19 protein-coding genes and 2 pseudogenes are annotated in these 25,948 nt (G+C 41.2%); 14 read left to right on the top strand and 7 right to left on the bottom strand.

Going from position 1 to position 25,948, the window contains the following annotated elements; translation table 11 throughout:
- Positions 1-2 precede the first annotated feature (2 nt).
- On the bottom strand, positions 3-1,139 hold the full coding sequence (locus DFQ04_RS05360) for a toxin-antitoxin system YwqK family antitoxin (RefSeq protein WP_133553415.1): 1,137 nt from the start codon (positions 1,137-1,139) through the stop codon (positions 3-5).
- A gap of 76 nt (positions 1,140-1,215) precedes the next feature.
- Here DFQ04_RS05360 and DFQ04_RS05355 point away from each other — a divergent pair, with 76 nt between their 5' ends.
- Positions 1,216-2,268: an FAD:protein FMN transferase gene (locus tag DFQ04_RS05355; protein ID WP_133553413.1), complete on the top strand. Its 1,053-nt coding sequence runs from the start codon at positions 1,216-1,218 to the stop codon at positions 2,266-2,268.
- Positions 2,269-2,330: 62 nt separating this feature from the next.
- On the opposite strand, the gene DFQ04_RS05350 is transcribed toward DFQ04_RS05355, so the two are convergent.
- Genes DFQ04_RS05350 through DFQ04_RS05330 form a run of 4 tightly spaced genes read right to left on the bottom strand, consistent with a single transcriptional unit; the run spans position 2,331 to position 5,774 of the window.
- Positions 2,331-3,512, bottom strand: coding sequence for an acetyl-CoA C-acyltransferase (locus tag DFQ04_RS05350; protein WP_133553411.1), 1,182 nt, complete (start codon positions 3,510-3,512; stop codon positions 2,331-2,333).
- A gap of 57 nt (positions 3,513-3,569) precedes the next feature.
- Positions 3,570-4,175, bottom strand: a complete 606-nt coding sequence (locus DFQ04_RS18315; protein ID WP_166637257.1) for a DUF4175 domain-containing protein — start codon at positions 4,173-4,175, stop codon at positions 3,570-3,572.
- Positions 4,165-4,809 (bottom strand): hypothetical protein, encoded by a 645-nt coding sequence (locus tag DFQ04_RS05335; RefSeq protein WP_133553405.1) that lies wholly within the window; start codon positions 4,807-4,809, stop codon positions 4,165-4,167. The genes DFQ04_RS18315 and DFQ04_RS05335 overlap by 11 nt, the downstream gene beginning before the upstream one ends.
- Positions 4,809-5,774, bottom strand: a complete 966-nt coding sequence (locus DFQ04_RS05330) for a VWA domain-containing protein (RefSeq protein WP_133553403.1) — start codon at positions 5,772-5,774, stop codon at positions 4,809-4,811. Before DFQ04_RS05330 ends, DFQ04_RS05335 begins: the two co-directional genes overlap by 1 nt.
- A gap of 143 nt (positions 5,775-5,917) precedes the next feature.
- On the opposite strand from DFQ04_RS05330, the gene DFQ04_RS05325 reads away from it, so the two are divergent.
- From DFQ04_RS05325 to DFQ04_RS05305, 6 genes and pseudogenes are all read left to right on the top strand, one after another.
- A complete protein-coding gene (locus DFQ04_RS05325) occupies positions 5,918-8,302 on the top strand; it encodes a TonB-dependent receptor (protein ID WP_133553401.1) in 2,385 nt (794 codons plus the stop codon).
- Positions 8,302-9,138 (top strand): DUF4249 family protein, encoded by an 837-nt coding sequence (locus tag DFQ04_RS05320; RefSeq protein WP_133553399.1) that lies wholly within the window; start codon positions 8,302-8,304, stop codon positions 9,136-9,138. The genes DFQ04_RS05325 and DFQ04_RS05320 overlap by 1 nt, the downstream gene beginning before the upstream one ends.
- Before the next feature lie 146 nt (positions 9,139-9,284).
- Complete coding sequence (locus DFQ04_RS05315; RefSeq protein ID WP_133553397.1) at positions 9,285-9,659, top strand: BlaI/MecI/CopY family transcriptional regulator; 375 nt, start codon at positions 9,285-9,287, stop codon at positions 9,657-9,659.
- Positions 9,656-10,399: pseudogene (locus DFQ04_RS18480) on the top strand (M56 family metallopeptidase); the annotation flags it as partial. The gene DFQ04_RS05315 and the pseudogene DFQ04_RS18480, both read left to right, overlap by 4 nt.
- A 192-nt stretch (positions 10,400-10,591) precedes the next feature.
- Positions 10,592-10,909 (top strand): annotated as a pseudogene (locus DFQ04_RS18415) (energy transducer TonB); the annotation flags it as partial.
- Between the two features lie 133 nt (positions 10,910-11,042).
- A complete protein-coding gene (locus DFQ04_RS05305; protein ID WP_243739634.1) occupies positions 11,043-11,435 on the top strand; it encodes an energy transducer TonB in 393 nt (130 codons plus the stop codon).
- A 91-nt stretch (positions 11,436-11,526) separates the two neighbouring features.
- Here DFQ04_RS05305 and DFQ04_RS05300 read toward each other — a convergent pair whose 3' ends face one another.
- Positions 11,527-14,067: a M14 metallopeptidase family protein gene (locus tag DFQ04_RS05300; RefSeq protein ID WP_133553393.1), complete on the bottom strand. Its 2,541-nt coding sequence runs from the start codon at positions 14,065-14,067 to the stop codon at positions 11,527-11,529.
- 130 nt (positions 14,068-14,197) lie between these two features.
- Between DFQ04_RS05300 and DFQ04_RS05295 the strand changes: the two genes are divergently transcribed.
- The 4 genes from DFQ04_RS05295 to DFQ04_RS05280 all read left to right on the top strand — a co-directional run bounded on the left by DFQ04_RS05295 (position 14,198) and on the right by DFQ04_RS05280 (position 18,495).
- Complete coding sequence (locus tag DFQ04_RS05295; protein ID WP_133553391.1) at positions 14,198-14,965, top strand: 3-keto-disaccharide hydrolase; 768 nt, start codon at positions 14,198-14,200, stop codon at positions 14,963-14,965.
- Positions 14,966-15,147: 182 nt separating this feature from the next.
- Entirely contained in the window at positions 15,148-16,488 is a 1,341-nt protein-coding gene (locus DFQ04_RS05290) for a Gfo/Idh/MocA family protein (protein ID WP_133553389.1), read from the top strand.
- A 278-nt stretch (positions 16,489-16,766) separates the two neighbouring features.
- Positions 16,767-17,192 carry a hypothetical protein gene (locus tag DFQ04_RS05285; protein ID WP_133553387.1) on the top strand — a complete coding sequence of 142 codons (426 nt, stop codon included), beginning with the start codon at positions 16,767-16,769 and terminating at the stop codon, positions 17,190-17,192.
- Between the two features lie 46 nt (positions 17,193-17,238).
- On the top strand, positions 17,239-18,495 hold the full coding sequence (locus DFQ04_RS05280) for a M14 family metallopeptidase (protein ID WP_133553385.1): 1,257 nt from the start codon (positions 17,239-17,241) through the stop codon (positions 18,493-18,495).
- A gap of 66 nt (positions 18,496-18,561) precedes the next feature.
- Here DFQ04_RS05280 and DFQ04_RS05275 read toward each other — a convergent pair whose 3' ends face one another.
- Positions 18,562-20,124: a S8 family peptidase gene (locus DFQ04_RS05275; RefSeq protein WP_133553383.1), complete on the bottom strand. Its 1,563-nt coding sequence runs from the start codon at positions 20,122-20,124 to the stop codon at positions 18,562-18,564.
- A 405-nt stretch (positions 20,125-20,529) separates the two neighbouring features.
- Between DFQ04_RS05275 and alaS the strand changes: the two genes are divergently transcribed.
- The 3 genes from alaS to DFQ04_RS05260 are packed head-to-tail and all read left to right on the top strand — an operon-like array spanning position 20,530 to position 25,750.
- Positions 20,530-23,154, top strand: coding sequence for an alanine--tRNA ligase (gene alaS, locus DFQ04_RS05270; protein ID WP_133553381.1), 2,625 nt, complete (start codon positions 20,530-20,532; stop codon positions 23,152-23,154).
- Between the two features lie 18 nt (positions 23,155-23,172).
- Positions 23,173-24,633, top strand: coding sequence for an Asp-tRNA(Asn)/Glu-tRNA(Gln) amidotransferase subunit GatB (gene gatB, locus DFQ04_RS05265; protein ID WP_133554364.1), 1,461 nt, complete (start codon positions 23,173-23,175; stop codon positions 24,631-24,633).
- Positions 24,634-24,637: 4 nt separating this feature from the next.
- Positions 24,638-25,750, top strand: a complete 1,113-nt coding sequence (locus DFQ04_RS05260) for a TlpA disulfide reductase family protein (protein ID WP_133553379.1) — start codon at positions 24,638-24,640, stop codon at positions 25,748-25,750.
- Positions 25,751-25,948 lie beyond the last annotated feature (198 nt).

Below are 25,948 nucleotides of genomic sequence, written 5' to 3'. Positions count from 1 at the left end.
GCTTATTTATTGACAATTCTTCCGTTTTCGTAAAATTCACTTTTGGTCAGGTTTCCATTCTCATCATACCATTCTTGAAGTCCATCCAATCTCCCGTTTTTATAGGTTCTGATTTCTTTTGGATTTCCGTTTTCGTAGAGGATTTTCACTTGCCCATTTTCTGCCCCATTTTGAAAAGGAACTACTGAATAGGGTTTACCGCTGGGATAAAAGTTTTCTTCTCGGAGTTTTCTGCCTGAATTATCATAGGAAATTCGTTGCCTTACCTCTCCATTTTCATGGTAAAAAAGGATGGGCTGGGTAGGGGAGCCTTTGGAATAAATGGCCTTCATTTTCGGCTTCCCGTCAGGATAATATTCTAACATTTCACCCTCTGGCAATCCTTTTTTATAAAATGCTTTTCGCTCAATTTTTCCATCCGAAGAGTAAAGCAAGTATTCCCCGTCCAATTCTCCGTTAAGAAATTTTCGCTGGGATTTTACTTTTCCATTTGGGTAATAATATGTTTCTGGACCATTTAAAACTCCTTTGGAATAAGAGGTGCTTGAAATCATGTTCCCTTCTTCATCAAACTCTTCAAGTAATCCATTGTACTGTCCTGAAGAGAAGGAAATCCTGGATTTGACTTGCCCATTTGGGTAGAAAATCTGGGAAATCCCATCCGGCTTATTGCCTTTGAAATTCGTCTGATCGCTGATTTTTCCATCCTCAAAATAGGAAGTGACTAAGCCTTCCAGTTGGTTGTTTTCAAAATAGGATTCCTGGCTAATTTGGCCTCCGGGATAAAAACTTTGAGATTTTCCTTGTCTCAGGTTGTCCCTGAATTGAATGATTCTCAAGGTATCCCCACTATCAGGATCCAAATCATAAAAAGCTCCATTTCTCTTATCATCCTTTAGATTTCCAATCAAAATAAGCTTTCCATTCAAATCAAAAAGTTTGACTTCTCCTTGAGCCTTTCCATTGATTTTGGTTAGGATTTCTTTTACATGAAGCGAATCCTCGTCGTAATAAGTCCTGATTGTGTCTTGAGCAAAAAGGGAGTTGAAACAGGTAAAAGCAAGTAGAAGAAGTCCTGCTGCAGGTAATTTTTTGAATAATCGGGTGGGTGAATTCAGATCAAGAGAATGGAAGGACATTCTGGAAGTAGGGTTTGGAAGTTTCTGGAAAAATAACGCCCAAGGAGTTCATTTTGACTATTTTTGACCAAAATTTATGAAGCTTAACATTTTGCGAAGCTTAATTCTAGTTGAATTTACCATGCATTTTCCTCGACTTATCCTCGTATTGCTTGTTTTTGGACTGTATTCCTGTGCTGAAAAGGAAAAGGAGTACCGAACTTATCAAGGTGAAATTTTCGGGACCTATTACAGAATTCAAGTCAACGAACTCGAGAGAGATTTTCAGCCTGCCTTTGATTCCGTTTTTTCTTTGATCAATCAAGCTTCCAATTCTTATATCCAGGAATCTGAAGTTTCAGATTTTAACAATTCGGGTTCCATCCAGAATCCATCTTTTACTTTCAGGAATATGCTGGATTCCTGCAGAAAGTATCATCGCCTCAGTGAGGGTTTTTTCGAGCCCACTTTGTTTCCTTTGATTAAGGCTTGGGGTTTTTCTTTTGAGGAAAAAGAAAAAATGGACTCTTCGAAAGTGATTGAGCTCATGCCTCTAATAGGTTTTGAAAGTAAAATCATGGCGAGCGATTCTGGGTTTTTCGCTGCTCAAGAGGGAGTGAAGTTGGATATTACGGGATTGGGTGAGGGGTACGCTTTGGATAAGTTGGCCGAAGTTCTGAATGCGGCTGGCGTTTCCGATTATATGGTTGAAATAGGAGGGGAAATGAAAGCTAAAGGGAAAAATTCCCGAGGTGCGATTTGGTCGATCGGGATTGAAGATCCTCAGCAAGTTGAATTGGGTAATACCAATGTTCTTTTGGCTAAAGTAGAGCTGGACAATAAAGCAATAAGCAGTTCAGGGAATTACAGGAAGTTTTATCTGGACGAAAATGGAATACGGAGACCTCATATTCTCAATCCACTGACTGGTTTTCCAGTAAGCCATTCCATGGTTTCCGTTTCTGTTTTGGCAAACTCGGCAACTGAAGCAGATGCTCTTGCTACAGCATTTATGTCCATGGGTCCAGAAAAAGCAAGAGTTTTAGCGGAGAGTATTCCTGGAGTGGAAGCTATGTTTATTATCGGAGGAAAGGATAAACTTGAAATAGAATATACCTCTGGCTTTCCTAAACCTGAGGAGAAAAAGTAACAGTTGTTAAAAAGAAAAAAGCAGGCTTTCGGCCTGCTTTTTATTTTGAGGATAATTAATCCTTACATTTTTTCAATCACCATGGCAGAGGCGCCACCGCCTCCATTACAAATACCTGCTACGCCAATTTGTCCAGCTTTTTGATGCAAGACAGAATTCAAGGTAGTGATGATTCTAGCACCGGATGCTCCTAGTGGGTGTCCCAAAGAAACTGCTCCACCGAAGACATTCAATTTGTCATTATCCAGATTCAATTCCTTTTGATTAGCCAAAGCGACTGCTGAAAAAGCCTCATTGATTTCATAGTATGAAACCTCTTCTGGGCTTATTCCTGCATGTTTTAAGGCTTTTGGAATAGCCAAAGCAGGTGCTGTGGTAAACCACAAAGGATCGGTCGCGGCATCTGCAAATCCTAGGATCTTAGCAACTGGTTTTAAGCCTAATTCTTCTGCTTTTTCCTTGCTAACCAAAATCAAAGCCGAAGCTCCGTCATTCATGGTTGAAGCATTGGCAGCAGTGACAGTTCCGTTTTTATCAAATACCGGCTTTAGGGAAGGGATCTTATCAAAAATCACATTCTTGAATTCCTCATCCTCATCGATCAAAATCGTTTCTCCTTTTCTGCCAATCATCTCCACAGGAACGATTTCGTCTTTGAACATTCCCTTTTCCCAAGCTTCTGCTGATCTCTTGTAAGACTGAATCGCATAGGCATCTTGTTCCTCACGGGAAATGTTCATTTCCTTGGCTGTGTTTTCAGCACAATTGCCCATTGGGAATTTGTAATAGACTTCGAAAAGTCCATCCTTCACCAATCCATCAACCAATTCTGCATTTCCGTACTTGTACCCGAATCTTGCCTTTGGAACATAAAATGGCACATTGGACATGCTTTCCATTCCTCCAGCGACTACTACGTCATTTATACCCAGCATAATGGTTTGTGCTGCAAGCATGACGGCTTTCATCCCTGAAGCGCATACTTTATTGACTGTAGTACATGGAACATTGTAACCTATTCCAGCACCGATTGCAGCTTGTCTAGCCGGTGCCTGACCCAGATTCGCGGAAATCACATTGCCCATAAATACTTCATTCACGGCTTCTGATGCAACTCCGGCTTTAGCCAAAGCTCCTTTTATGGCAATGCTTCCTAATTCGATAGCAGTAAATCCAGAGAGTTTTCCGCCAAAACTTCCGATAGGCGTACGGACAGCGGAAACGATATATACTTCTTTGCTCATATTAATTTGGGTTTAGTCTGAAAATCAAAAGAATTAAAGGATTGAAGGAAATAGATTTTACCAATCCGGCAAACCTCTTTTTGGTCTTTGGGTAGGTGTCTTTTTATTCTGCTGAATGTATCTCAATTCGGCTGCATTTAAGGATTCAAGAATTTGCTGTGCCTGCTCAGGGGTGATATTCATCGCCTTAAGCTTCTCCCGCATTTCTTCCAGTTTCTTTTGCCTGTCTGCTAGATTGGCATCCATTTGATCATTGGCATTTTCTCCTGCTTCTTCACTTTGCTGAGAAGGGTTTTCGCCTTTTTGACCTTCTTTGGCCTTGTCTTCATTGGTTTGTTCCCCGTCTTTTTGCTCAGATTTGGAATCACCTTGTTCACCTTCGCTTTGCTGGCTCTGGTTCTGCTGGTTTTGTTGTTGCTGATCTTGGGGATTTTGCTGTTGTTCCTCCTGCTGTTCTTTTTCCAGCTTTTCTTTCAAAGCCTTCAGCTTGGCATCATTTGGATATTTGCTCAGCCCATCGTTCACCGTTTGAAGCGCCTGATCGGTTTCTGTTTTCACATAGGATCTTGCAGCCCGGTTGAAAAAATCCCCAGCGGACTGAGCCATATTTTCTCCGGAAAAGAAGAAAAAGGCTAAAATCAGAAGTCCAAGTTTATTTCTCATTGATCTCAACAACATCCTTAAGTGTGGTCATAAAATCTTGGTAGGCAGCGACTGTCTCATCTTGAGCCAATGCATCTTCCATAACTTTTAAAGCGTCTGCGAAGCGGAATTGTTCCACAAATCGATCAGCTTCTGCCTTTTTTCTTTTGGCAAATTCCGAAGGTTCTGGCTTGTTTTGTTCCTGTTGCTTGCGCTCCTCGTCTCTTTTCAGCCAGCGAGCCAAAAGCTCATAATTGTATCTGGCTTCTTCATTTAGCGGATTTTTGATTAGGGCAGATTGGAATTTGCTCAGAGCCGCTTCGTATTCCTTTTTGTTTCCCAACAAAATCCCGCCTTGATTGAAGGCAAAAGAAGCCAAAGCCATATCAGTGCTTTGGGTAGCCATATCATAGTATCCTGCAGCTTCCTCAGTTTTTTGGGCGTAATGATGACTTAATCCCAGATCAAAATCCAAAGAAGAAGACCTCATTTCAAACTCATTAACCAAAACAAGGTGATTTTGAATTGATTCCTCGTACTTGGTTTCGGCATAACTTTTTTCTGCAGCTTCAATGGCAGTATTCAGCCTGCTTACCCGAGTCCAAGAGGCAGGAATAATCAGAAAAACACTAAGTATCCACTTGCTCCAGTTCATCAGAGTTTGATCGTTTTAACTGGTAAAATCATATCCATCATTGCGAGGCCAAGAGCCGCTAACAAGAAATAGAAGTATTTATTTGAGCTGGCTTCCACGGTTCTGGTGTTAGCTACTCCGCCCTCCAGGCTTTCCAAAGAAGAAATCAAACTTCCCATTTCCTGAGCTTCATCAGAAATCTCGAAATATTCTCCACCAGTTTGGGAAGCTATATATTGTAAAGGAGCCTTATCCAATTTGGTTAAAGCCGGTTGGCCGGTTTGAGGATCAATTACTACACCATTTCCTCTAGGCATTTGACCTCCTGATTCAGTTCCAATTCCTAGTGAGAAAACTTTTACGCCATTCTCTTCTAATCTTTCCGTGATTTCATCCAAATCATCTCCGAAATGCTCTCCATCTGAAATCAGGATAATTGCCTTGGACTTTACCTCCTGGCTTTCATCTTTTTCAAATTTGTCCAAGGCGAGGCGAAGCGGAGTATTTAAATCAGTTCCCAAGTTCGGGACTAGGCCAATATTAAGTCCGTCAATGTATAAGTTAATTACCGCTTGGTCATAAGTCAAAGGCAACTGCATGAATGCTTCCGTACTGAAAATGATCAAACCAATTCGGTCAGATGGAAAAGATTTAAGGAGTTCTTTCAATTCAAATTGAATTCTCGCCAATCTATTTGGTCCGATATCAGTGGCAATCATGGATTGTGAAAGGTCGACAGCAATGAAAATGTCTTTTCCCTCTTCTTGAATTTCTTTGAAGGAATTACCAATTGATGGCCCAGCGAGTGCGATTAAAAATAAAATGAAATACAAAGTTCTCAAGATCAGCTTGGTGAATAAGCGTTGCTTTTCGACCTTCAATTTTCGATTGATGATCAAAAATCTTGAGATGTAAAATATATAGAGGAGAATAAATGCTCCTCCTAATAGAATAATCAGCCTGATGTCAGGGTATGCCCAAATCATGGCCTGAAATTAGGAAATAAACCTAATTTTGAAAGCTGAGATTTGGTGAAGGGTATTTGCTTCAGCTAATCTTTTGAAAGAATTAACAAACATTAATTTCATTTGGCCGTTGGGCTTTTGAAATAAACTACCACTATTACCTTATGTCCTTTTTTAGGTTTTTGCTATTCCTTTTTGTTTTTGGAATTGTAGGTTTTGCAAATGCTCAAAATCTAGGTAAAGTCCGCGGGCAGGTTTTTGATGTCAATAACTCCCAGCCCTTGATCGGAGCAAATGTCTACTGGGAAGGAAATACGGCAAGTGGGGTAGTGACAGATTTAGATGGGAATTTTGAATTGGTTAATCCGACCTTTCCGGCCAAGCTGATTATTTCCTATGTGGGTTATGAAAAATCGATCCGGATTATCAATGCTAAAGACGCAGAAAAGCCTCTTCGGTTTTTTCTAAAACCTGAAGAACTCTCTTTGGAAGAAATCATCATTCAAGAGCGTAGACCTGACGAGCAAATCAAAAACCTGGAAATGGGAAAGGCCAGCGTGCCTATTGAAACCATAAAAAATATCCCTGCACTTTTTGGAGAAGTAGATTTATTCAGAAGTCTTCAACTACTCCCTGGTGTCCAGACAGCAGGAGAGGGGACTACCGGATTATTTGTCAGGGGGGGATCAGCAGACCAAAATCTTGTTCAGCTGGATGGAGCCCCAGTCTACAATGCTTCCCATTTCTTTGGAATTTTCTCCGTCTTTAATCCAGATGCCTTAAAAAGTGTGGATTTGTACAAAGGGAATATGCCTTCATCTTTTGGTGGTAGGGCTTCTGCCTTGATCGATGTGGGTTTATTGGAAGGGAATAATGAACAGATAAAAGGGAATGGAGGAATTGGAAGTATTTCTTCAAGATTGACCTTGGAAGGGCCTTTGTTTGGGAAAAACTCCACCTTCATTGTTTCAGGAAGAAGGACGTATGCAGACTTGTTTTTGAAACTTTCAAGCGATGAAAACCTGAGAAACAATAAGCTCAATTTCCATGATCTAAGTGGAAAGGTTTCTTTTCTGCTTGGTGACAGGGACAAGATTTCGGTAAGCTCCTACGAGGGGACGGATTTTTTAGGCTTGGATGATCAGTTTGGCTTGGGCTGGACCAATTGGGTGAGCTCAGTGAATTGGAACCGGGTGAATTCAGAAAATTCTTTTTTTGACTTACAAGGCTACCATTCTCGGTATAGCTACAAGGTGGAAATCAATGATCCAGATAATGGATTTGAATGGACAAATCGTCTAAATGAGACAGGAATCAAGGCAATTTGGACTCGAGTTTTGGATACTAAAACAACAGTGAACTGGGGAATCCATAGCCAGTACTATCACTTTTCTCCAGTAGATCTTTCTCCTGATCCTGGAAGTGGTATTCAGTCCATTGCTACCAATCCTAAGAATGGATGGCTGAATAATTTATTTATCGGAGTAGCCCATGAGATATCTCCCAAGCTAAGCACAGAAGCAGGATTGCGTTGGGGTATTTATAATCAGGTGGGAAAAGGAGTTGAATATTTCTATCCTAATGATCAACCTGAACGCGATAAGCAAATTGATTCAGTGGCTTTTTCCACTTTAGAACCCATGGAGTTTTATCAGGGATTGGAGCCAAGGTTGGCTTTTCGCTATTTGATCAATGAACAGTTTTCCATCAAGGCAGCCTACAACAGGAATTTCCAATACGTGCAGATAGCTACGAATAGCTCAGCAGGACTTCCAATAGATCGATGGGTTTTAGCAGATCGGTATACTCAGCCTATTCGAAGTGATCAGGTTTCCTTGGGCTTATTTAAAAACTTTGATAAAAACCGCTGGGAGTTTTCTGTTGAGGGATATTACAAGGACCTCAGAAATGTCATTGACTTGAGAAATGGGGCTCAGGTGCTGTTTACTGATCAGGTCGAAACAGAAATCCTGTCAGGAAAAGGCTGGGCTTATGGAGTGGAAACTTTGCTCCGTAAAAACACCGGGAAAACGACAGGCTGGCTAGCTTATACTTGGTCAAGAGCCTGGAGAAAGATTGAAGGGGTGAGCGAAAATCAGGCTTACAATCCCCGATTTGACCGCCCGCATGATGTGACTTTGGTACTCAACCATGAATTTACTCCCTCTTGGTCGGCAGGTTTGACCTTTGTGTACACCACAGGTCAGGCAGTTTCTTTTCCTGTTGGGAGCTATGTGGTCGATAATCAAAACGTTCCATTGTATTCCAATTTCAGAAATCAGGATAGGTTCCCGGATTATCACAGAATGGATGCCTCAGTCACTTGGAGAAATGCTGACAAAGGAAGGAAATGGAGAGGTAGCTGGAATTTCAGCATTTATAATCTCTATGGAAGGAAAAATCCTTTTGCCTACGAATTCAGGGAGATTTACAATGATGACTTCAGATTTGAACCCTCGGATGGAGAAATCATTTCTGCAAGACCCGGAATCGTGATGACTTACCTTTTTACCATTCTCCCATCTATCACTTATAATTTTCAATTCTGATGAAAAGGATTTGGCTTTGGATACTCCCGATTTTGTTTTCTGCCTGTCAGGAGGAAGTCTTTCTTCCTTTGGGACAAAAAGATGAATTGGTGCCGACAATTGAAGGGATTTGGACAGATAATGGAATATACAATGAGGTGAAAATTTCTCTTTCTAAGGATTATTACGATTCCCTGGATGTGGAAATAATTGATAATGCTGAGGTGGTTATCACCATTCCGGGAACCGAAAAGGTCATCCCATTTAGATATATCAATGGCACCAGAAGCTACAGACCAATAAATCCATTGGAAAAAGCCGTAGTGGGAGAGACCTACAAACTCAATGTCAAGTGGGGTGAAAATATTTACATATCTGAAGGCGTGATGCTAGAAGCACCTACTGTAGATAGCGTTACCTGGAAATTTGAAGAGGAAAGGCTATTCCGTGAAGAAGGATACTACATCAAGGTATATGGAAAAGTGCCTTTCAAAGAGGATAATAATTACCGAATCCGGGTGATTGAAAATGATACTTTGAAGAATCAACGGGATGATTATTTGCTCTTTGATGATACGTTTGGCCTTCAATTTTTTGAACAAGGTTTGGAGCTTGGATATGCTTTTGAAGAAAATGATCGGGTTCGATTGGAGCTTTTTAGGCTAAATAGAGATGCCTACGATTACCTCAATCAATTGGTCAATTTGCTCTTCAGCGATGGGGGCTTATTCAGTCCTCCTCCTCAAAATCCTGAGACTAATATCCGAGTGGTTCAGGGAGATTCTGAGGTCCTGGGCTATTTTATGGTTTCCCCAGTACTGGCTAGGACTGTGGTGATTCAGGCTAAGTATGATTGATTTAAATTCTTGACAAACTCTATAAGGAAATCCAGATATGGCTTTCCTTTTTTTTTGAAAAAAAGTTAGAGATTCTTTTTCGGTTTAAATAATAATCGTAGTATTACGAAAAGTTCGTAATTAAAAAACCAAAAAAACCACCAATCATGGAAGAATTAAATCAACACGAAGAGGAAATAATGGGGCTTTTCTGGAGTCAGGGAGAATTACTTATCCGGGATATTTTGGAGCAGCTTTCTGATCCTAAGCCACCTTATACCACTTTGGCTTCTACTATTCGAAATATTGAGCGAAAAGGGTATTTGAGTCACCGAATGTATGGGACAGTAAACATTTACAAAGCAATTGTCAAAAAAGAAGACTACAGCAAAAAGTCTTTCAATCGCTATGTGAATAACTTCTTTGGGGGTTCCGTTGGGAATTTTCTCTCCTTTATGGTGAAAGAAAAGAACATTTCTGAAAAAGAAATTGAAGAGCTACAGCAGTTAATTGACAAAATGGATGACTCAAAGAAATCATGAACGCGATTTTTACCTATCTACTTGAGGCAAGCATTTGTCTGGCAATTTCTCTGGGTTTGTACAGAGTATTGTTCAGTGGCTTGACTTTTTTCTCTTGGAACAGAACAGTTCTATTGGTGATTTTGGGTCTGTCCTTCTGCATTCCTTTGCTGAGTTTTGAAGGATTTGTGATTCAATCCACTGCAGTTCGGGAATTCACTTTGCCGACTTTTCAAGTAGGAGAAGGAGTCTCTGCTGAATCAAGCACTTGGACATGGACTCAGGTTCTATTCGGGATCTATTTGTTGGGTGCTACCTTCGTTGCTGCCCGATTGATTTTTGGGTTTATGATTTCCCAAAGGCTGATAGGAAAGGCAAAATTAACTCGCTTTGAAACCCACTGGGTGGCAGTTCATCCTGAGTTTATTCCGGCTTCATTTTTTGACTATATCCTGATGCCGGAGTTCGATCCCCAGGATCCCAAACAAAAACAAATCCTCGCTCATGAATCCGTACATGTGCGATTGAAGCATAGCTGGGATTTGCTTTTGGTCAATTTTGCTAAGGTGGTTTTTTGGTTCAACCCCTTGGTTTATCTCTTCGAAAAATGCTTACGTGAAGTGCATGAGTATCAAGCCGATCAGGGAGTGACATCTCAAGTATCGCCTAAAGAATATGCTACGCTTTTATTGCAGCTTATTTCCGCAAAACCAGGCTGGCAGTTTATGAACAACTTTAACCAGTTTCAAACCAAAAAACGTATCCTTATGCTAACTAAAACCAACTCCAGACCACAGCAAAAAGCCCGATTCTTGGCACTGATTCCGGCTATTGCACTCTTAGTATTTGTTTTCTCCTGTGAGATTACGCCAGAACAGGAAATCGAAGGACCTACTCAAGAAGCAAAAGGTCCGAGTTTAGGCCCCAGTGATTTGTCTGCTAGAATTTCCGCTGAGGCCGATGAAGTTTTCGATATTACAGAGGTGATGCCTGAGCCTCCAGGAGGTATGTCGGGCTGGAATAATTATTTGGCCAAAAATCTGAACTATCCAAAACAAGCTCGTGAATTGGGTATTGAAGGAACAGTGATTGTGGTCTTTGTAATCAATCAAGACGGTTCTATCCGCGATGCCGAAATTTTAAGAGGAATCGGTGGAGGAGCTGATGAAGAAGCCATGCGAGTGGTTATGGAATCCCCAAAATGGACTCCTGCATTCCAAAGAGGTAGGGCAGTGGCTAGCCGAATGAGGTTGCCTGTTAGTTTTAAGTTGGCAGGAAGTGAAAATACAGCTTCTGTTCCTGAATTATCTTCGAATGAAAAAGCCATCCCTGAAACTAATGGACCAACGGTAGTTGCACATGGATACCCATTAAAAACTAAAACAAACTAATAAACTGATGAATATGTATTTAAAGAAAATTTTAATGGGATTAATCCTTGGACTGGGAATTAGCCTAATTGCTAATCAAGCAAAAGCCCAAGAAACAGTCCAAAAACAAGTTGAGGAAATGCCTGTTCCTCCCGGAGGAATGGAAGGGTTTACCAAATACATGATTGAAAACCTGAAATATCCAGCTGCTGCAAAGGAAGCCAATATTCAAGGAATGGTCATGGTGACTTTCGTCGTAAGAGCTGATGGGTCAGTTGATACCATTGAAGTACTTAGAGGAATTGGGGGAGGATGCGATGAAGAAGCAGTTCGAGTGGTTGCAGAATCCGGGAAGTGGACTCCAGGGAAAAATGGAGGAAAAGCAGTAGCCACGCAGATGACTTTGCCTATTCAATTTAAAATTTAATCTAAACCAACTTACACCAAAAAGCCGCTGAATGATTTGTTCAGCGGCTTTTTTTCAATTATCAAATCCCAAATATCAAATCTCAAATTCCCTAATCCATATTATCCCCGTGGAAAAGGGCATTCAGGAATAGCTTGTTGGTGCCAAACCAAGTTCCTCGGAAGTTTGGACTATCGAAGAAATGAACGACTCTTCCTTGACCCACAGAGGAAATCACTACGCCGGAACTTTTCTTTAGCTTTTCCAAATTGGTAGAATTGATATATCCACCCAAGTGTGGATTAGCGGTGTATTTGACTGGAGTCAGATATTTATCCGAGCTAGGTTGGATGAAGATATCCGTGTTTCGATATACAGGAAGGGTTTTTCTATGGTACCCGTAGGCGATAGGATGCGTCAAATCCAGCTCTGCGAGATAAATACTTCCCCCAACTTCCTTGGCTCCTTCGAAGTCATTTCTTGAGCTAAATGGTAGAGATTTGGGTTCTTTTTCCTCTTCCAATTTGACTGCTTCCTCTTTGGTAATTCCCTTCTGATTCAGCCAAAGAGATGCGTTTTTCATGGAAATAACAGTGCCTCCTCTGGAAATCCAATCTTTCAAATGATTGACCTGTCCTTCGGAAAGGGAGTTGTAATTGCCTGATGGAAGAATCAGCGTATTGTATTGATGCAAATTAACCCGGCCAATTTGCTCCATATTGACTTTGGTGATTGGCATTCCAAATTGCTGGTCCAACAAATTCCAGATTTCTCCTGCTTCATAAGAATTGATCCCCGTCCCGACCAGCATAATCACCTTGGGTTCCTGAACCGCGGAAACCAGATTTGAGCCCAAATCTATCCCGCTAAGGTTGATTCCAGTTTGAACTGCATACACTTGTTGATGGGTTTGGGCGGCGATTTCTTTGATCTTGGCACTGACTTCTTCTGGTTTTAGCTTTTGAAATCCCATGGGGATCATCAAGGCTCCCGGGCCAAAATCTACCTTTCCTTCCTGAGTTTGGGAGGAGAAAGCTCGGTGTACGGACTCTACATGAATCCCTGCTTTTTGGAGTTCAAAAAGCATTTTTGGCGCATAATAATCAGACCAATCGATCAGGTAAGCATAGGCTTTTCCTTCGGGGAAAGTGAAGTTTGGATTTTGGATTTCAGTAACCTGATTTCCAGATTTTGCAGCTGGAGCAGGGGAGAATGGCATCCCATAAGCAGCTGCCATGGTCCAAGCTGAGGCATCGTAGAATACCGAATCTGCAAACTCCTTTTCGTATTCAAACATAGTCCGAACCATGCGGTATTGAGGCTGGTTAGTCGGAACAATCCAGGATTTTCCTTTTTTGAACGCTTGACCTCCCAGAGTCAAATAGGCTGAATTTTCAAAAACTTTAATTTTGTGATCCAATAGGAACTGGACAAAGAGGCGGTTTCTGCTATCGTCGAATTCATCTCCAAAAACATAATTTTTCGCAGGATCTTTAGCTCCTTCAGCCACAGCAGATTCAAAGAATTCTCTTAAATAATCATGCATGTAAACCCGGTTATCCAAGGTCGCCTCCATAGTGGCTAAAGAGTTGACCACATGGTTTCGTATGGTGAAGGCGAAAGTGATTTCTCCACGCTGACTGTTTTGGACATGACCTCTGGAGCTTGCCGTTTCGAAGACTAGACCTAATCCTCCATGAATATCCGGATAGGTAGATCCATAGCCTGGGTAGCTATTGTCAAAAACCTCTTTGGTCCAATACAGACTTCCGATCGCATCCATGTTTCGAGCAAAGTATTTTGCAAATCTTGGATTGATGTCGTCGTAATTTTTTCTTGGAACCACTGGATTTTCGGATCCATAGGGCTTGGTAGGCTCGAAGAAATAGGTGCTATTGGTTCCCATTTCATGAAAATCTGTGGTCACATTCGGATACCACTGATGATACCAAGCTACTTTTACCTGGGATTCTGGTTGAGCTAAGGGTAACCAGTCTCGATTGAGATCAAACCAATAATGATTGGTACGTCCACCCGGCCAAGCTTCATTATGCTCTCGATCTAAAGGGTCAGCGACAGGAGGAAATCCTTTGTTGGAATTTGCCCACAAGCTATGTCGATCTCGTCCGTCTGGGTTCAGGGTAGGATCAATATGGATGACCGCATTTTCTCGGACATTTTTAGCCAAGTCAGATTGAGCTGCTAAAATCCAATAAGCCGTCAACATGGCTGCCTCGGCAGAAGAAGGTTCGTTTCCATGAACTCCATAGCCCAAATGAATGATGGATGGCATGCTGCTGACATCAGGTTTAGGCTGAGAAGGGTCGGCTAGCTGAATTTGCTTTTGGCGAATCAGTTCCAAACTCCCCATGTTTTGAGATGAGGCAATGGTTAGGATGACTTTTGGCCTATGCTCATGGGTATAGCCAATGGTTTCCAGTTTGGCTAGCTCGCTGATTTGATCGAGTTTTTCGAAGTATTTGACAATCAAATCGTAGCGCGTGTGCCAGTCGCCGATTGGATATCCCAGAAACTTGGAGGGAGAAGGAATGGAAGGATCAAATTTTTCTCCAGGGAAATAGTATTCCTCTTGAGCATGGGCCATTTGACCAAAGAAAAAAGCCAAAAGAATCCCAAATACAGTCTTTTTCATAAGGGTAATTTTTTTCCAAAGTAGAAAAGGAAAGCCTGAATTCCATTAAAAATCCATCAGCGGCTTTCGGATTCACCACAATTTTCCAGTAATTTATCGGAGTTAGTCTTAACCCTAAATAATCTAGTAGATGAAAAAATACCTTTTAACCTTGTCACTTTGTGCTATGGGATTGAGCTTGAATAGTTTGGCACAGACCCAACAGCAAACTCCACCTCCAATTCCGCCTCAGGCTACGGAATTTTACACTCCAGTTCCTCCTAAAATCACTCCAGGAGCACAAAACAATCTTCCTCCTTCTGATGCCATTGTTTTATTCGACGGCTCTAGCCTAAATAATTTTGTTTCCGCGAAAGATGGATCATCTCCAGCAGAATGGAAAATAGAAAATGGTGAATTGGTAGTGGTTCGAGGAAAAGGAGACATTCAATCCAAATTGCCTTTTGGGGATGCTCAATACCATGTAGAATGGTCTGCGCCTACAGAAATTGTCGGTGAAGGTCAGGGTAGGGGGAATTCTGGTTTCTTCCTGATGGGCATGTATGAGGTTCAGATTTTGGATTCTTATGAAAGTAAAACCTACACCAATGGACAAGCTGGATCCATTTACAAGCAATATCCGCCTTTGGTTAATCCTTTGAGAGGTCCAGGAGAATGGAATTATTACGATATCATCTTCAAAGCTCCAAGATTTGATAAGAATGGGGTTTTGACTTCCCCTGCGACAGTTACCGTTTTGATCAATGGGGTTTTGGTACAGAATCATGTGATCCTCCGAGGACCAACTGAGTACATCGGAATTCCGAATTACAAGGCCCATGCTGAGGAGCTTCCGATCAAATTGCAGGATCACGGAAACCCGGTAAGATTTAGAAATATCTGGGTGCGGCCTTTGTGATTTACGATTTACGAATGACGATTTACGACGTCCCTTGATGGTGTTGAACCAAGTTTTGATTTCAACCAATCCTTTCTATAGGAAGAGATAAATCGAGAAAAAAGAGATTGTAGGTATCCACCACCTCGTAAATCATAATTCTAAAATTCCATAAACCATTAACTCTATAAACCACATCAACAATGTCTTCAAGAAGAAAATTTATACAAAATACTATGCTGCTGGGAGCGGGACTCAGCATGCCCAATATCCTGACTGCGGCTGATTTCGGGCGTTTTACCCGCTCGATTGGCCCAAATGATCAAATCAATTATGGCTTGATTGGCTGCAAAGGAATGGGCTGGTCCAATATGAATGCCCACCTGAAAATCCCCAATGTGAATTGTGTTGCTTTAGCTGATATTGATCAATCGGTTTTAGACCAAAGAACCGAGGATGTTTTCAAACTCCGTGGCACTAGACCCAAGCAATACAAGGATTACAGGAAGCTTTTAGAAGACAAAGATATCGATGTGGTAATTATTGGGACTCCAGATCATTGGCATTGCCTGAATATGGTGGATGCAGTTTCTGCCGGAAAGCATGTCTATGTAGAAAAGCCCATTGCCAATACCATTGAAGAATGTCAGATTATGGTGAAAGCCCAAGAGCGGTACGGAAAGGTGGTTCAGGTAGGACAATGGCAGCGTTCGGGTTCCCAATACGATGAAGCGATTCAATATGTGAAATCCGGAAAACTTGGCCAGATCAGACTCGTGAAGTGTTGGGCTTATCAGGGTTGGATGAAGCCAGTTCCGGTTGTTCCGGATGGTCCTGCTCCAGCTGGTGTGGACTACGACATGTGGTTGGGTCCAGCGCCCAAGAGACCGTTCAATGCCAATCGATTCCATTTCAATTTCCGTTGGTTTTGGGATTATGCGGGAGGCTTGATGACGGATTGGGGCGTGCATGAAATAGATATCGCCTTGTACGCCATGGGAGTAAGTGCACCAAAGTCAGTGATGGCCTCCGGAGGTAAATTCGCCTATCCGGATGATGCTTCCGAAACTCCAGATACCTTGCAGACGGTGTATGAATATGAGGGATTCAATATGCTTTGGGAACATGCCACTGGAATCGATGGAGGAAATTACGGAACCACAGAAGGGATTGCCTTTATTGGAAACAACGCCACCTTAGTAGTGAATCGAGGAGGCTGGAAGGTAATTCCAGAAACAGAAACTGTAGACGGACAGCGTAAAAACAAAGTGGAGGAAGTGCCTCATACCCGACCTCAGGGGTCGGCTTTAGATCTTCATGCAGTCAACTTTGTAGAATCCGTAATGGCCAATGATCCCAGCAAATTGAAATGTGCCATTCAAACTGGATCGGTTGCTGCGATCAATGCCCAAATGGGAAATATCGCCTACAAAACAGGAAAGAAAGTGTACTGGGATGCTGGGAAAAATATGTTTACAGACTCCGAAGCCAACCAGTTGATGAAGGCGCATTACCACAATGGCTGGCAAGTGCCGAAGGTCTAAAAATTTGCGATTTTAGATTTACGAATTACGAACCCTCCGGAGAGATTCTGGAGGTTTTTTTATAGGTTTAAATGATGAGCGAAGTAAAATTTCCACTTTTTATAAAGAACCAAAAGAATCGATTAAGTAGGAGTTTTTGGATTTTTTCCCTTTGCTTGGGAAGCCTCTTAATTTTGTGGTTGAATCAAGAATTTTTAAATCTCGAGTTAGTCGAATTCATTTTTTACCCTATTGTTTGGATAGGTTGGTTGTCCTATATTTTCTTTCTTTTTTATTCAATGAATGAAAAAGAAAAGCTGAACGGAAACTTTGTTGGATATCTGATTTTTGATCTAGAAAAAGTAATTGCAGGTGAAAAAGAATTCAGACTAAGCGAAATCCAAAAATTGGAATTCACTTTTTCGGATTTTGACGGGATGAAATGGACAAACCTAAGATCTCCTGAACCCAAAGTATCCAATGGAGTAAATAATAGAGCAACAGTTAAATTTAAAAATGGGACTTATTCAGATTTTTACTTTTATCAAGATTATGAAGATGAATTTGAGATGAAAATGAGAGACCTTTTGATCTCTTTTCATCTTCAGGACAAAATCTCCTTTCTGGCTTTAATTCAATACATCGGGATTTCAGATGACTATGAACGAATTCAGGAATTCAAAAAAGAATTACAAATAATGAAGGATTCGGAAAAAGAAAACTAGCCAAACGTTTTGTAATCAATTCTAAGTTTATCTACTAATTTTCTGGATGGAATCTCTTAAACCTACCTACTTTCTTTTTCTCCTTATCACCTTTTCTGCTTGCAAATCCACCGCCCAATGGGAGGGACAAGGGCCGATTCAAGTGGTAGAAACCAAGGATCAAACCATTTCTTATCAAACCAAACAGACTTGGGATGCAGGAAATGGAGTTTTCTTTTCCAATCAATTGGAAGGGGCAAGGCTCAACGGAGTTCAGCGAATCAATGATACGCTGGTTCAGGTGACCATCCTTCCCGAAAACGAACCCATCAATCCCAGTCCATGGTATGCTTTTAAACTTTGGTCAGGAAATACCCAGGAATTTTGGATTGAGTTTTCTTATGCAGGGAAAGGCTTTCATCGGTATTTTCCAAAACTCAGTTCCGATGGAAAAACATTCTCTAATGCCGATTCCAGCAACTTTTTTCAACCTAAAGACGAAAAGGGAAGGCCTGAAAAGGCCTTCTTAAAAGTGAACGCTTCTGCAGATACCCTTTGGGTTGCCGCTCAGGATAAAATCGGAACCGCACATGTGCAAGAGTGGAAGGAAATGCTTCTTCAAAAAGATTTTGTGGAGGTGATTTCCATCGGAAAAAGCAAAGAGGGAAGGCCATTAGAAATCTTGAAAATAGGGGAAGCTAATGATCAGGAAATGCTGATGGTGATTTCTATGCAGCATCCCCCAGAACTGACTGGTTTTTTGGCCATGCAGGCATTTGTGGAGGAAATCATCAAGGACACCCCGCAAGCCAAAAAATTTCGCAGCAAGTATAATTTATACCTCATGCCTCAGATGAATCCCGACGGGGTAGCCAAGGGACATTGGAGGCATAATGTAGGAGGGATTGATCTGAATAGGGATTGGGTGAATTTCAATCAGCCAGAGACCAAGACTTTGGCTTATTTTATGACAAACAAGATGAAAGAAAGCGGAGGGAAGTTTGTCTTTGCTGCGGATTTTCATTCCACTTGGGAGGATATTTTCTATACCAATAATGAAGAATTGGACGGGAATTTTCCCGGATTAATCCCGAAAGTGATCAAGAAATCTTCCAAAAGGATTCCGGGTTATGTGCCCAATATTCGTCCCAATGAGGGTAAGGAGCGCGGAGTTACCTCAAATTCCTATTTCTTTTTCGTTCACCAAGCCGAATCGATGACTTTTGAAGTTGGAGATAATACTCCAAGGGATATCATAAAAATGAAAGGATCGTATTTAGGACAGGAATTGATGAAGATTTTGAATAAGAAGAAGTGTAAATAAATAAAAGAGGCCGCGCCCAATTAAGAGCGCGGCCTTTCCTATGGTTTTTAAGGATATTATTTAAGTTTAATTCAATCCTACTGCTTTGGCTGCATTCACATAACCAAAACCATAATATTCATCTTTACCAGGCTTACCTAGATCAGTGGCAGAATTAGCTAGTCTTGTTTTCACCAATCCTGGTTGCATATATCCACCGCTGGCTTCCATCATCAAAGCTACAACTCCCGCTACAGCAGGAGCAGCCATGGAAGTTCCCTGAGACCAGGTATAAGAACCATTGCTAGTTCCTCTCTGGCAGCTAAATACCATGTCGAAAGCGTAACAAGGATTGGTAATGGCTCTATAAGTGCCAACAACTCTGCAAGAAGAAGTTACACCGTTTACTACAAAAAGTCCTGCAGTTCCGCCTGGGGCAGCAAAGTCTACCAAGGATTTACCATAGTCTGTGTAATATGCGGGGTTAGAAAAATTTGTTGCACCTCTAGCCCAATCAATTGGTCCCGTAGAACTGATTGAAATAACATGTTGATTTTGAGCAGGAAGTTTGAAGAATTCTCTTTCTACATCATAATTGGATGAACCATTACCTGCTGATACCACTACGGTAACTCCATTTTGGAATGCAAATCTGGTTGCTCGGTCATAGATTTTTTGCAATTCACGGAATGCATCACGGAATTCTTTGTCATTCCAATTGTTGCGGTAATCGATTTCTGCCCCAAGGCTCATATTGATGATGTTAGCTCCAGCGCCACCTTGAGACTGGGGTGTTGCGGCATAGAGCAAACCTTCCAAAATCCACTCAAATGCACCAGAGCCATTATGGAGTGATTTTACCCCAACTATTGTTGCTTTTGGAGCTATTCCAACAATCCCTGAACCTGCTGCTGCTGCGATTCCCGCCACATGTGTACCATGCCAAAAAGTTCCAGCATCCTGATTAAAATTAAAGCCTGGAACAGTTGATTTTGAGCTAGCTACATCCAGGTTAGGTCTGATATCATTATGAAGTGAATGGATTCCTCCATCTATAATAGCAATTCGAACCCCTTGACCGGTGTATCCATTTTCCCAAGCTTTTGGAGCGTCTATTGAACCTGGGGCCCACTGAAAACCATCAAAAACTGCAGATTGATAATTAAAAGGAGTGGCCATTTCAGAAACATCTCCAGAGGAATTGCTGGATTCCATCACGATTTCTTCGCCGAGTACTTCTGGGTCCTTGGTGTATTGAAGGATAAAATCAGGAGTTACAGACTCTACTGATGAAATTTTTCGTGCATCATCCAAGAAAGAGGAAGACCTAGATACTGCCACTAAAACTCCTACTTCTGGGAAGGATTTTACTACCTCACCTCCGGCTTTTTCGACCTGTAAAGCTATTGATTTGTCAAGATTTTGACTCTTGCTAAGAATCAAATATCGTCCGGTGAAGTTTCCTTCTCTCAGATTGGAAAAATCTGTAACTTCAGGTAACAAATTCAAATTGAAGCGACTAGTTTGTAATTCTTGTTCCATTGCCATTTCAACAGCAGAGTCGTCAATGACCATAGAGCTTTCACAACCTGCGAAAAGAATGGTTGTAGATAGTAGTAGATAAAAGGGTTTTAATTTTGGTTTAAACATGCTTTTGTTTTTTGATTGTTAGAATTGAACAAGATTTTAACCCCAGCTTTTCCTCTGGAACTAAAAGTGCCTGAAAATACTAAAAAGGAAAAAAGTTTTAACCTCAGATAAAAAATTTAGATTATTTGTAATAAATGATGATTTTTTATGAATTTAATACGGATTTTATTCATGAAAATTTATCAAAGTATTAAAAAAATAAAGGATTTATTCTTTAGTCGATTTTTTTAATTTTTAGAGTTTTTTTGCAAACGAATAAAAAGAAACATAAAAAACTCGTTGGCAATAAAATCCACGGTAAAATTCCCATTACCCGGGCAATTCTGTTAATTTTGTCACCCGATAAAAAGGGCCTTTTTAGGCTTGAATTAAAGAAAATCAAATTTCCTGCACGACATCCCTTCCATGGAAGCTAAAAAAATCCGGAGTACGTTCATCGAGTTTTTCCAATCCAAACAGCATCATTACGTTCCTTCATCCCCAATTGTGGTCAAGAATGACCCGACTTTGATGTTTACCAACGCCGGGATGAACCAGTTTAAGGACGCATTTCTAGGTAATGAAATCGCCAAATATCCCAGAGTGGCCAATTCTCAAAAGTGCCTTCGGGTAAGTGGGAAACATAATGACTTGGAAGAAGTAGGGGTAGATACGTACCACCATACGATGTTTGAGATGTTGGGCAACTGGTCCTTTGGTGATTATTTCAAGAAGGAAGCTATCGAATGGGCTTGGGAGCTTTTGACGGAAGTTTATAAACTCCCAAAAGACAGGTTATATGTTTCAGTTTTTCAGGGAGATGCAGGAGATAATTTAGCCAAGGATCAGGAAGCATTTGACCTTTGGAAGGCGATTGTCCCGGAAGATAGAATCATCATGGGTTCCAAGAAAGATAATTTCTGGGAAATGGGAGACACAGGACCTTGTGGACCTTGTTCAGAAATTCATATCGACTTGAGAACTGAGAAGGAAAGAGCCGAAGTTCCCGGTAAAGACTTGGTTAACAACGACCATCCTCAGGTGATTGAGATTTGGAATTTGGTGTTCATGCAGTTCAACCGTCTGGCAGATGGAAGTCTGAAAGAACTACCTGCTAAGCACGTGGATACCGGGATGGGATTTGAGCGCTTGGTGAGAGCGATTCAAATGAAATCCTCCAACTACGATACCGATTTGTTTGGGCCTTTTATTCAGGCTTTAGAGAAGAAATCCGGAAAGTCCTACGGGAAAGACGAGCAAACTGACATTGCCTTCCGGGTAATCGTGGATCATATCCGTGCAATCTCTTTCACCATTGCTGATGGACAAATTCCTTCTAACAATAAAGCTGGCTATGTAATTCGTAGAATCCTCAGAAGAGCCGTTCGTTACGGATATACTTTCCTCGGCTTTCAGCAGCCATTTTTGTACGAACTGACTCCATTGATCGCAGAATATTTCGGAGACATTTTCCCAGAAGTAAGAGCACAGCAGGAGTTTATCGCAAGAGTAATTCAGGAGGAAGAAACGTCCTTCCTGAGAACCTTGGATCATGGATTAAAGATGCTTGAGGGTATCAAGGCAGAATTGAATGAAAAAGGAGAAAAGGTAATTGCCGGAAAAACCGCATTTGAGCTTTACGATACTTATGGTTTCCCTTTGGATCTGACTTCCCTGATTGCAAGAGAAAATGGGTTTTCAGTAGATGAGAAGGGGTTTGCGGAGGAAATGGAAAAGCAAAAGACCCGTTCTCGTGCTGCTTCGGAATCTGAAACTGGAGATTGGGTTTTTGTTCATGAAGATACTGGTGTGGAATTCATCGGGTATGATTTCACGGAGACCTATTCTCACATTCTCAAGTATAGAACGATCACTGACAAAAAGGGGGATCGCTACCAATTGGTTTTGGATAAAACACCTTTTTATGCTGAAAGTGGTGGTCAGGTTGGCGACACAGGTTGGTTGATTTCTGATTCTGAGAAAGTCAGAGTGATCGACACCAAGAAGGAAAATGATCTGATCGTTCACTTTGTAGAAAAGCTTCCAGTTAATCCGGAGAAGAGATTTTCTGCAGAAGTTGACAAGGAAAAGAGAACCTTGACCATGAATAATCACTCGGCTACGCATTTGCTCCAGTCTGCCTTGCGTCAGGTTTTGGGCGATCATATTCAGCAAAGAGGTTCCTTGGTAAATGATAACCTGCTTCGTTTTGACTTTTCTCACTTTGGAAAAATGAGCGATTCTGAAATCACTCAGGTGGAGGAAATCGTCAATGCCAAGATTCGAAAAAATATTCCTTTGCTAGAGCAAAGAAATGTGCCGATTGAAGAAGCCAAGAAGATGGGAGCGACAGCACTTTTTGGAGAAAAATACGGAGACTTTGTGCGCGTAATCACATTTGACCAAGACTTTTCAGTTGAACTTTGTGGAGGTACTCACGTTCCTTCAACTGCACAAATTGGCCTTTTCAAGATCACTTCCGAGGGTTCAATTTCTGCTGGAGTGAGAAGAGTTGAAGCAATCACATCCAAGGCTGCTGAGGCCTACTTGCGAGAGCAAGAAGCTTTGGTCAAGGAAATTCAGGATTTGCTGAAAAATCCAAAGGATGTCAAAAAGGCGATTGAATCTTTGATTCAGGAAAGAAACGAACTGAAGAAAGAAATCGAAAATCTCTACTTAGAAAAAGCTTCTGGAGTGAAATTGGAGCTATTAAAGCAATTTGTGGAGAAGGATGGTGTAAATACTTTGGTAGCACAAGTAGAATTGCCAAATGCAGATTCTCTGAAGAAATTGGCCTATGAGCTGAAGAATGAAGTAGAAAATGCCCTCGTGATTCTTGCAGCCAAAATTGAAGATAAGCCTCAGATTGCAGTGATTTTGGATGAAAATTTAATAGCAAGTAAAGGCTTGAACGCAGGCCAAATTGTCCGAGATCTGGCTAAAGAAATCCAAGGTGGAGGAGGAGGACAACCTTTCTTTGCCACTGCGGGAGGAAAAGACCTTTCTGGCTTGCCGAAAGTCGTGGCAAAAGCCAAGGAAATGTTTTTATAAGCTTTGAATAAAGAGCCAATGCTAAGCGAAGAAGTCAAAAATAAATATCAGTTGGTAGTAGGGCTGGAGGTCCATGCCCAACTGTTGACTAAGAGTAAAATTTTTGCCTCAGATTCCACAGAATTTGGAAATCGTCCCAATACCCAGGTTTCGGTAATTACCTTGGGACACCCTGGGACTTTGCCCAAAATCAATAAAAAAGTCTTGGAATACGCGATCAAAATGGGTTTGGCTTGTAATTCAGAGATTACTCGATACAACATTTTTTCCAGAAAGAATTATTTCTACCCGGACCTTCCCAAGGGCTATCAAATCACTCAGGACAAAGGACCGATTTGTGTGGGCGGAGTGGTGCCTATTATTCTTTCAGATGGTACTGAAAAAGAGATTCGACTGAATCGAATCCATATGGAGGAAGATGCAGGAAAATCCATCCACCTCGCCGGTGAACCAGATACTTTGGTTGATTTTAACCGGGCTGGCACTCCTTTGGTGGAAATTGTATCCGAGCCTGATATCCGTACTTCTGAGGAGGCTTATGCATTTTTGGCCGAGATCAAGAAGTTGGTGAAATACTTGGAGATATGCGATGGCAACATGGAAGAAGGCTCACTTCGATGTGATGCCAATGTCTCTATCATGCTAAAAGGTGCCAAAGAGTACGGTAAGAAAGTGGAAGTAAAGAACATGAATTCTTTCCGAAATGTGGCTCGTGCGATTGACCATGAGTTTGAAAGACAAGTGGAATTAGTCGAGCGGGGAGAGGAGATTATTTCTGAAACCAGGACTTTTGATGCGAATACCTGCACTACTGCTAGTATGCGTACCAAAGAAGATTTGAACGATTACCGATACTTTCCTGAACCAGACTTGAGTCCGGTAGTTATTTCAGAAGAGTGGCTTAATTCTGTCAAATCAAAGATGCCGGCCCTTCCCAAGGAATTGTACCATAAGTTTATGGATCAATATGGTCTTCCATCTTATGATGCAGGTGTATTGACCGAGCAAAAAGAAATGGCCCTTTGGTTTGAAGAAATTTGCCAGCATACCCAAAATTTCAAAGCTGCATCCAATTGGATGATGGGACCTGTAAAGTCTTTCTTAAACGAATCAAATCTTAACATTTCTGAGTTTCCTATCCAAGCGGGAACTTTAGCAGAGTTGGTTTTTTTGGTAGATGAGGGAAAAGTTTCTCATACCATGGCTTCCCAGAAGATTTATCCTGAATTGCTGAAAGGAAATTCTGAATCTCCTTTGCAGGTAGCTCACAGGTTGAATTTGATTCAGGAAAGCGATGAAGAATCGCTCAAGCCAATCGTTGAAAATGTATTGGCAGAAAATTCATCCAAAGTGGCCGAATACAAATCCGGCAAGAAAGGGTTGATGGGGATGTTTATGGGTGAAGTAATGAAACAATCTAAAGGAAAAGCAGATCCTAAAGTAGCATCAAAATTATTGTCAGAATTATTGGAAAATTAATCATATGAAGAAAATTATGTTGGGATTATGGAGTTTGGCATTGGCCCTTGTTTTTTCCTGTGGAGGAAATGATTCGGCCGTAGAGGGCAAAGTTCAGATTACCGGAAAAATTGGAAATGCCCCTGAGGGGATGGTCATTCTTTCCCAATTTACGGATAGTAGACCTAAAGTTCTGGATACCCTCGAAGTCAACGGAAAAGGAGAGTTTTCTTACGAATTGGAGGTTAATACCCCAACTTTCTATGAGCTTAATCTTTATGGGCAAAGAATGGTAAGGTTGGCCCTATTGGATGAAGATGTCGCTGTAAGCTACAATTTTAATGAGCCTTCCAGTTTGGTGATCGAAGGATCAAAAGATTCCCAGGAGATGCTAAAGCTGGAAACTTTGATGGAGTCTTACCAACTTGAAGTCAATAGCTTAAATGAGCAGTATTATGAGGCGATGAGTAATAATGATGCTCAGGCTATTAAGAATATTCAACTGGAAGCCATGAACTTGGAGGCAAGGCAGGCTGAAAAAGTAAAAGAGACGATCACCAGCATGGGAGATTCCTTTGCTTCCTTGGCTGCTGTTGGACTTTTAAATCCCAAGAATGATTTTCCTTTCATTGATGAATTGATAGGCAGATTGAATGAAGTTTACCCGGGTACCATTTCAATCCTTCAGATGAAGCAGCAATTGGATGAAATGAGAGCTTTGTCTGTTGGACAAGTTGCTCCTGAAATAGAGCTTCCAAATCCTGACGGGAAAATGGTCAAATTATCAGATTTGAGAGGAAAGTATGTAATGATTGACTTTTGGGCAGCATGGTGCAAGCCTTGTCGTGAGGAAAACCCAAATGTGGTAAGGCTTTACAATCAATATAAGTCCAAAGGATTTGAGGTTTATGGGGTGTCTTTAGACCGAACAAAGGAGGATTGGCTAAAAGCAATCGCTGATGACGGTTTGACCTGGACGCATGTATCAGACTTGAAGTATTTCAATTCGGCAGCTGCAGAGACCTATCAAATTCAAGCTATCCCTGCTACCTATTTAATCGATCCAGACGGAAAAATTATTGCTAAGGATTTGAGAGGTCCAAGCCTTGAAAATAAGCTTATAGAGTTATTTGATTAATTCAAAAATTTCCAAAAAAGAAGCCTCCGAAAAATCGGAGGCTTTTTTTATGAGCAGAAGCTTAATTCAAATAAAAAAAGGAAGGAGGAAAAAATTACCAAACAGTCCTTCCTTTAAAAGTCGTTTCTCTAAAAAAGGAATAGCAAAAGTTGTTTATCACCCGAGACAAATCTAATAAAAAGATTTAAAAGAAAAACA

The sequence above is a fragment of the Algoriphagus boseongensis genome (assembly GCF_004362805.1).
Taxonomy (GTDB): Bacteria; Bacteroidota; Bacteroidia; order Cytophagales; family Cyclobacteriaceae; genus Algoriphagus; species Algoriphagus boseongensis.
This window is presented reverse-complemented; position numbering and strand designations above follow the sequence as displayed.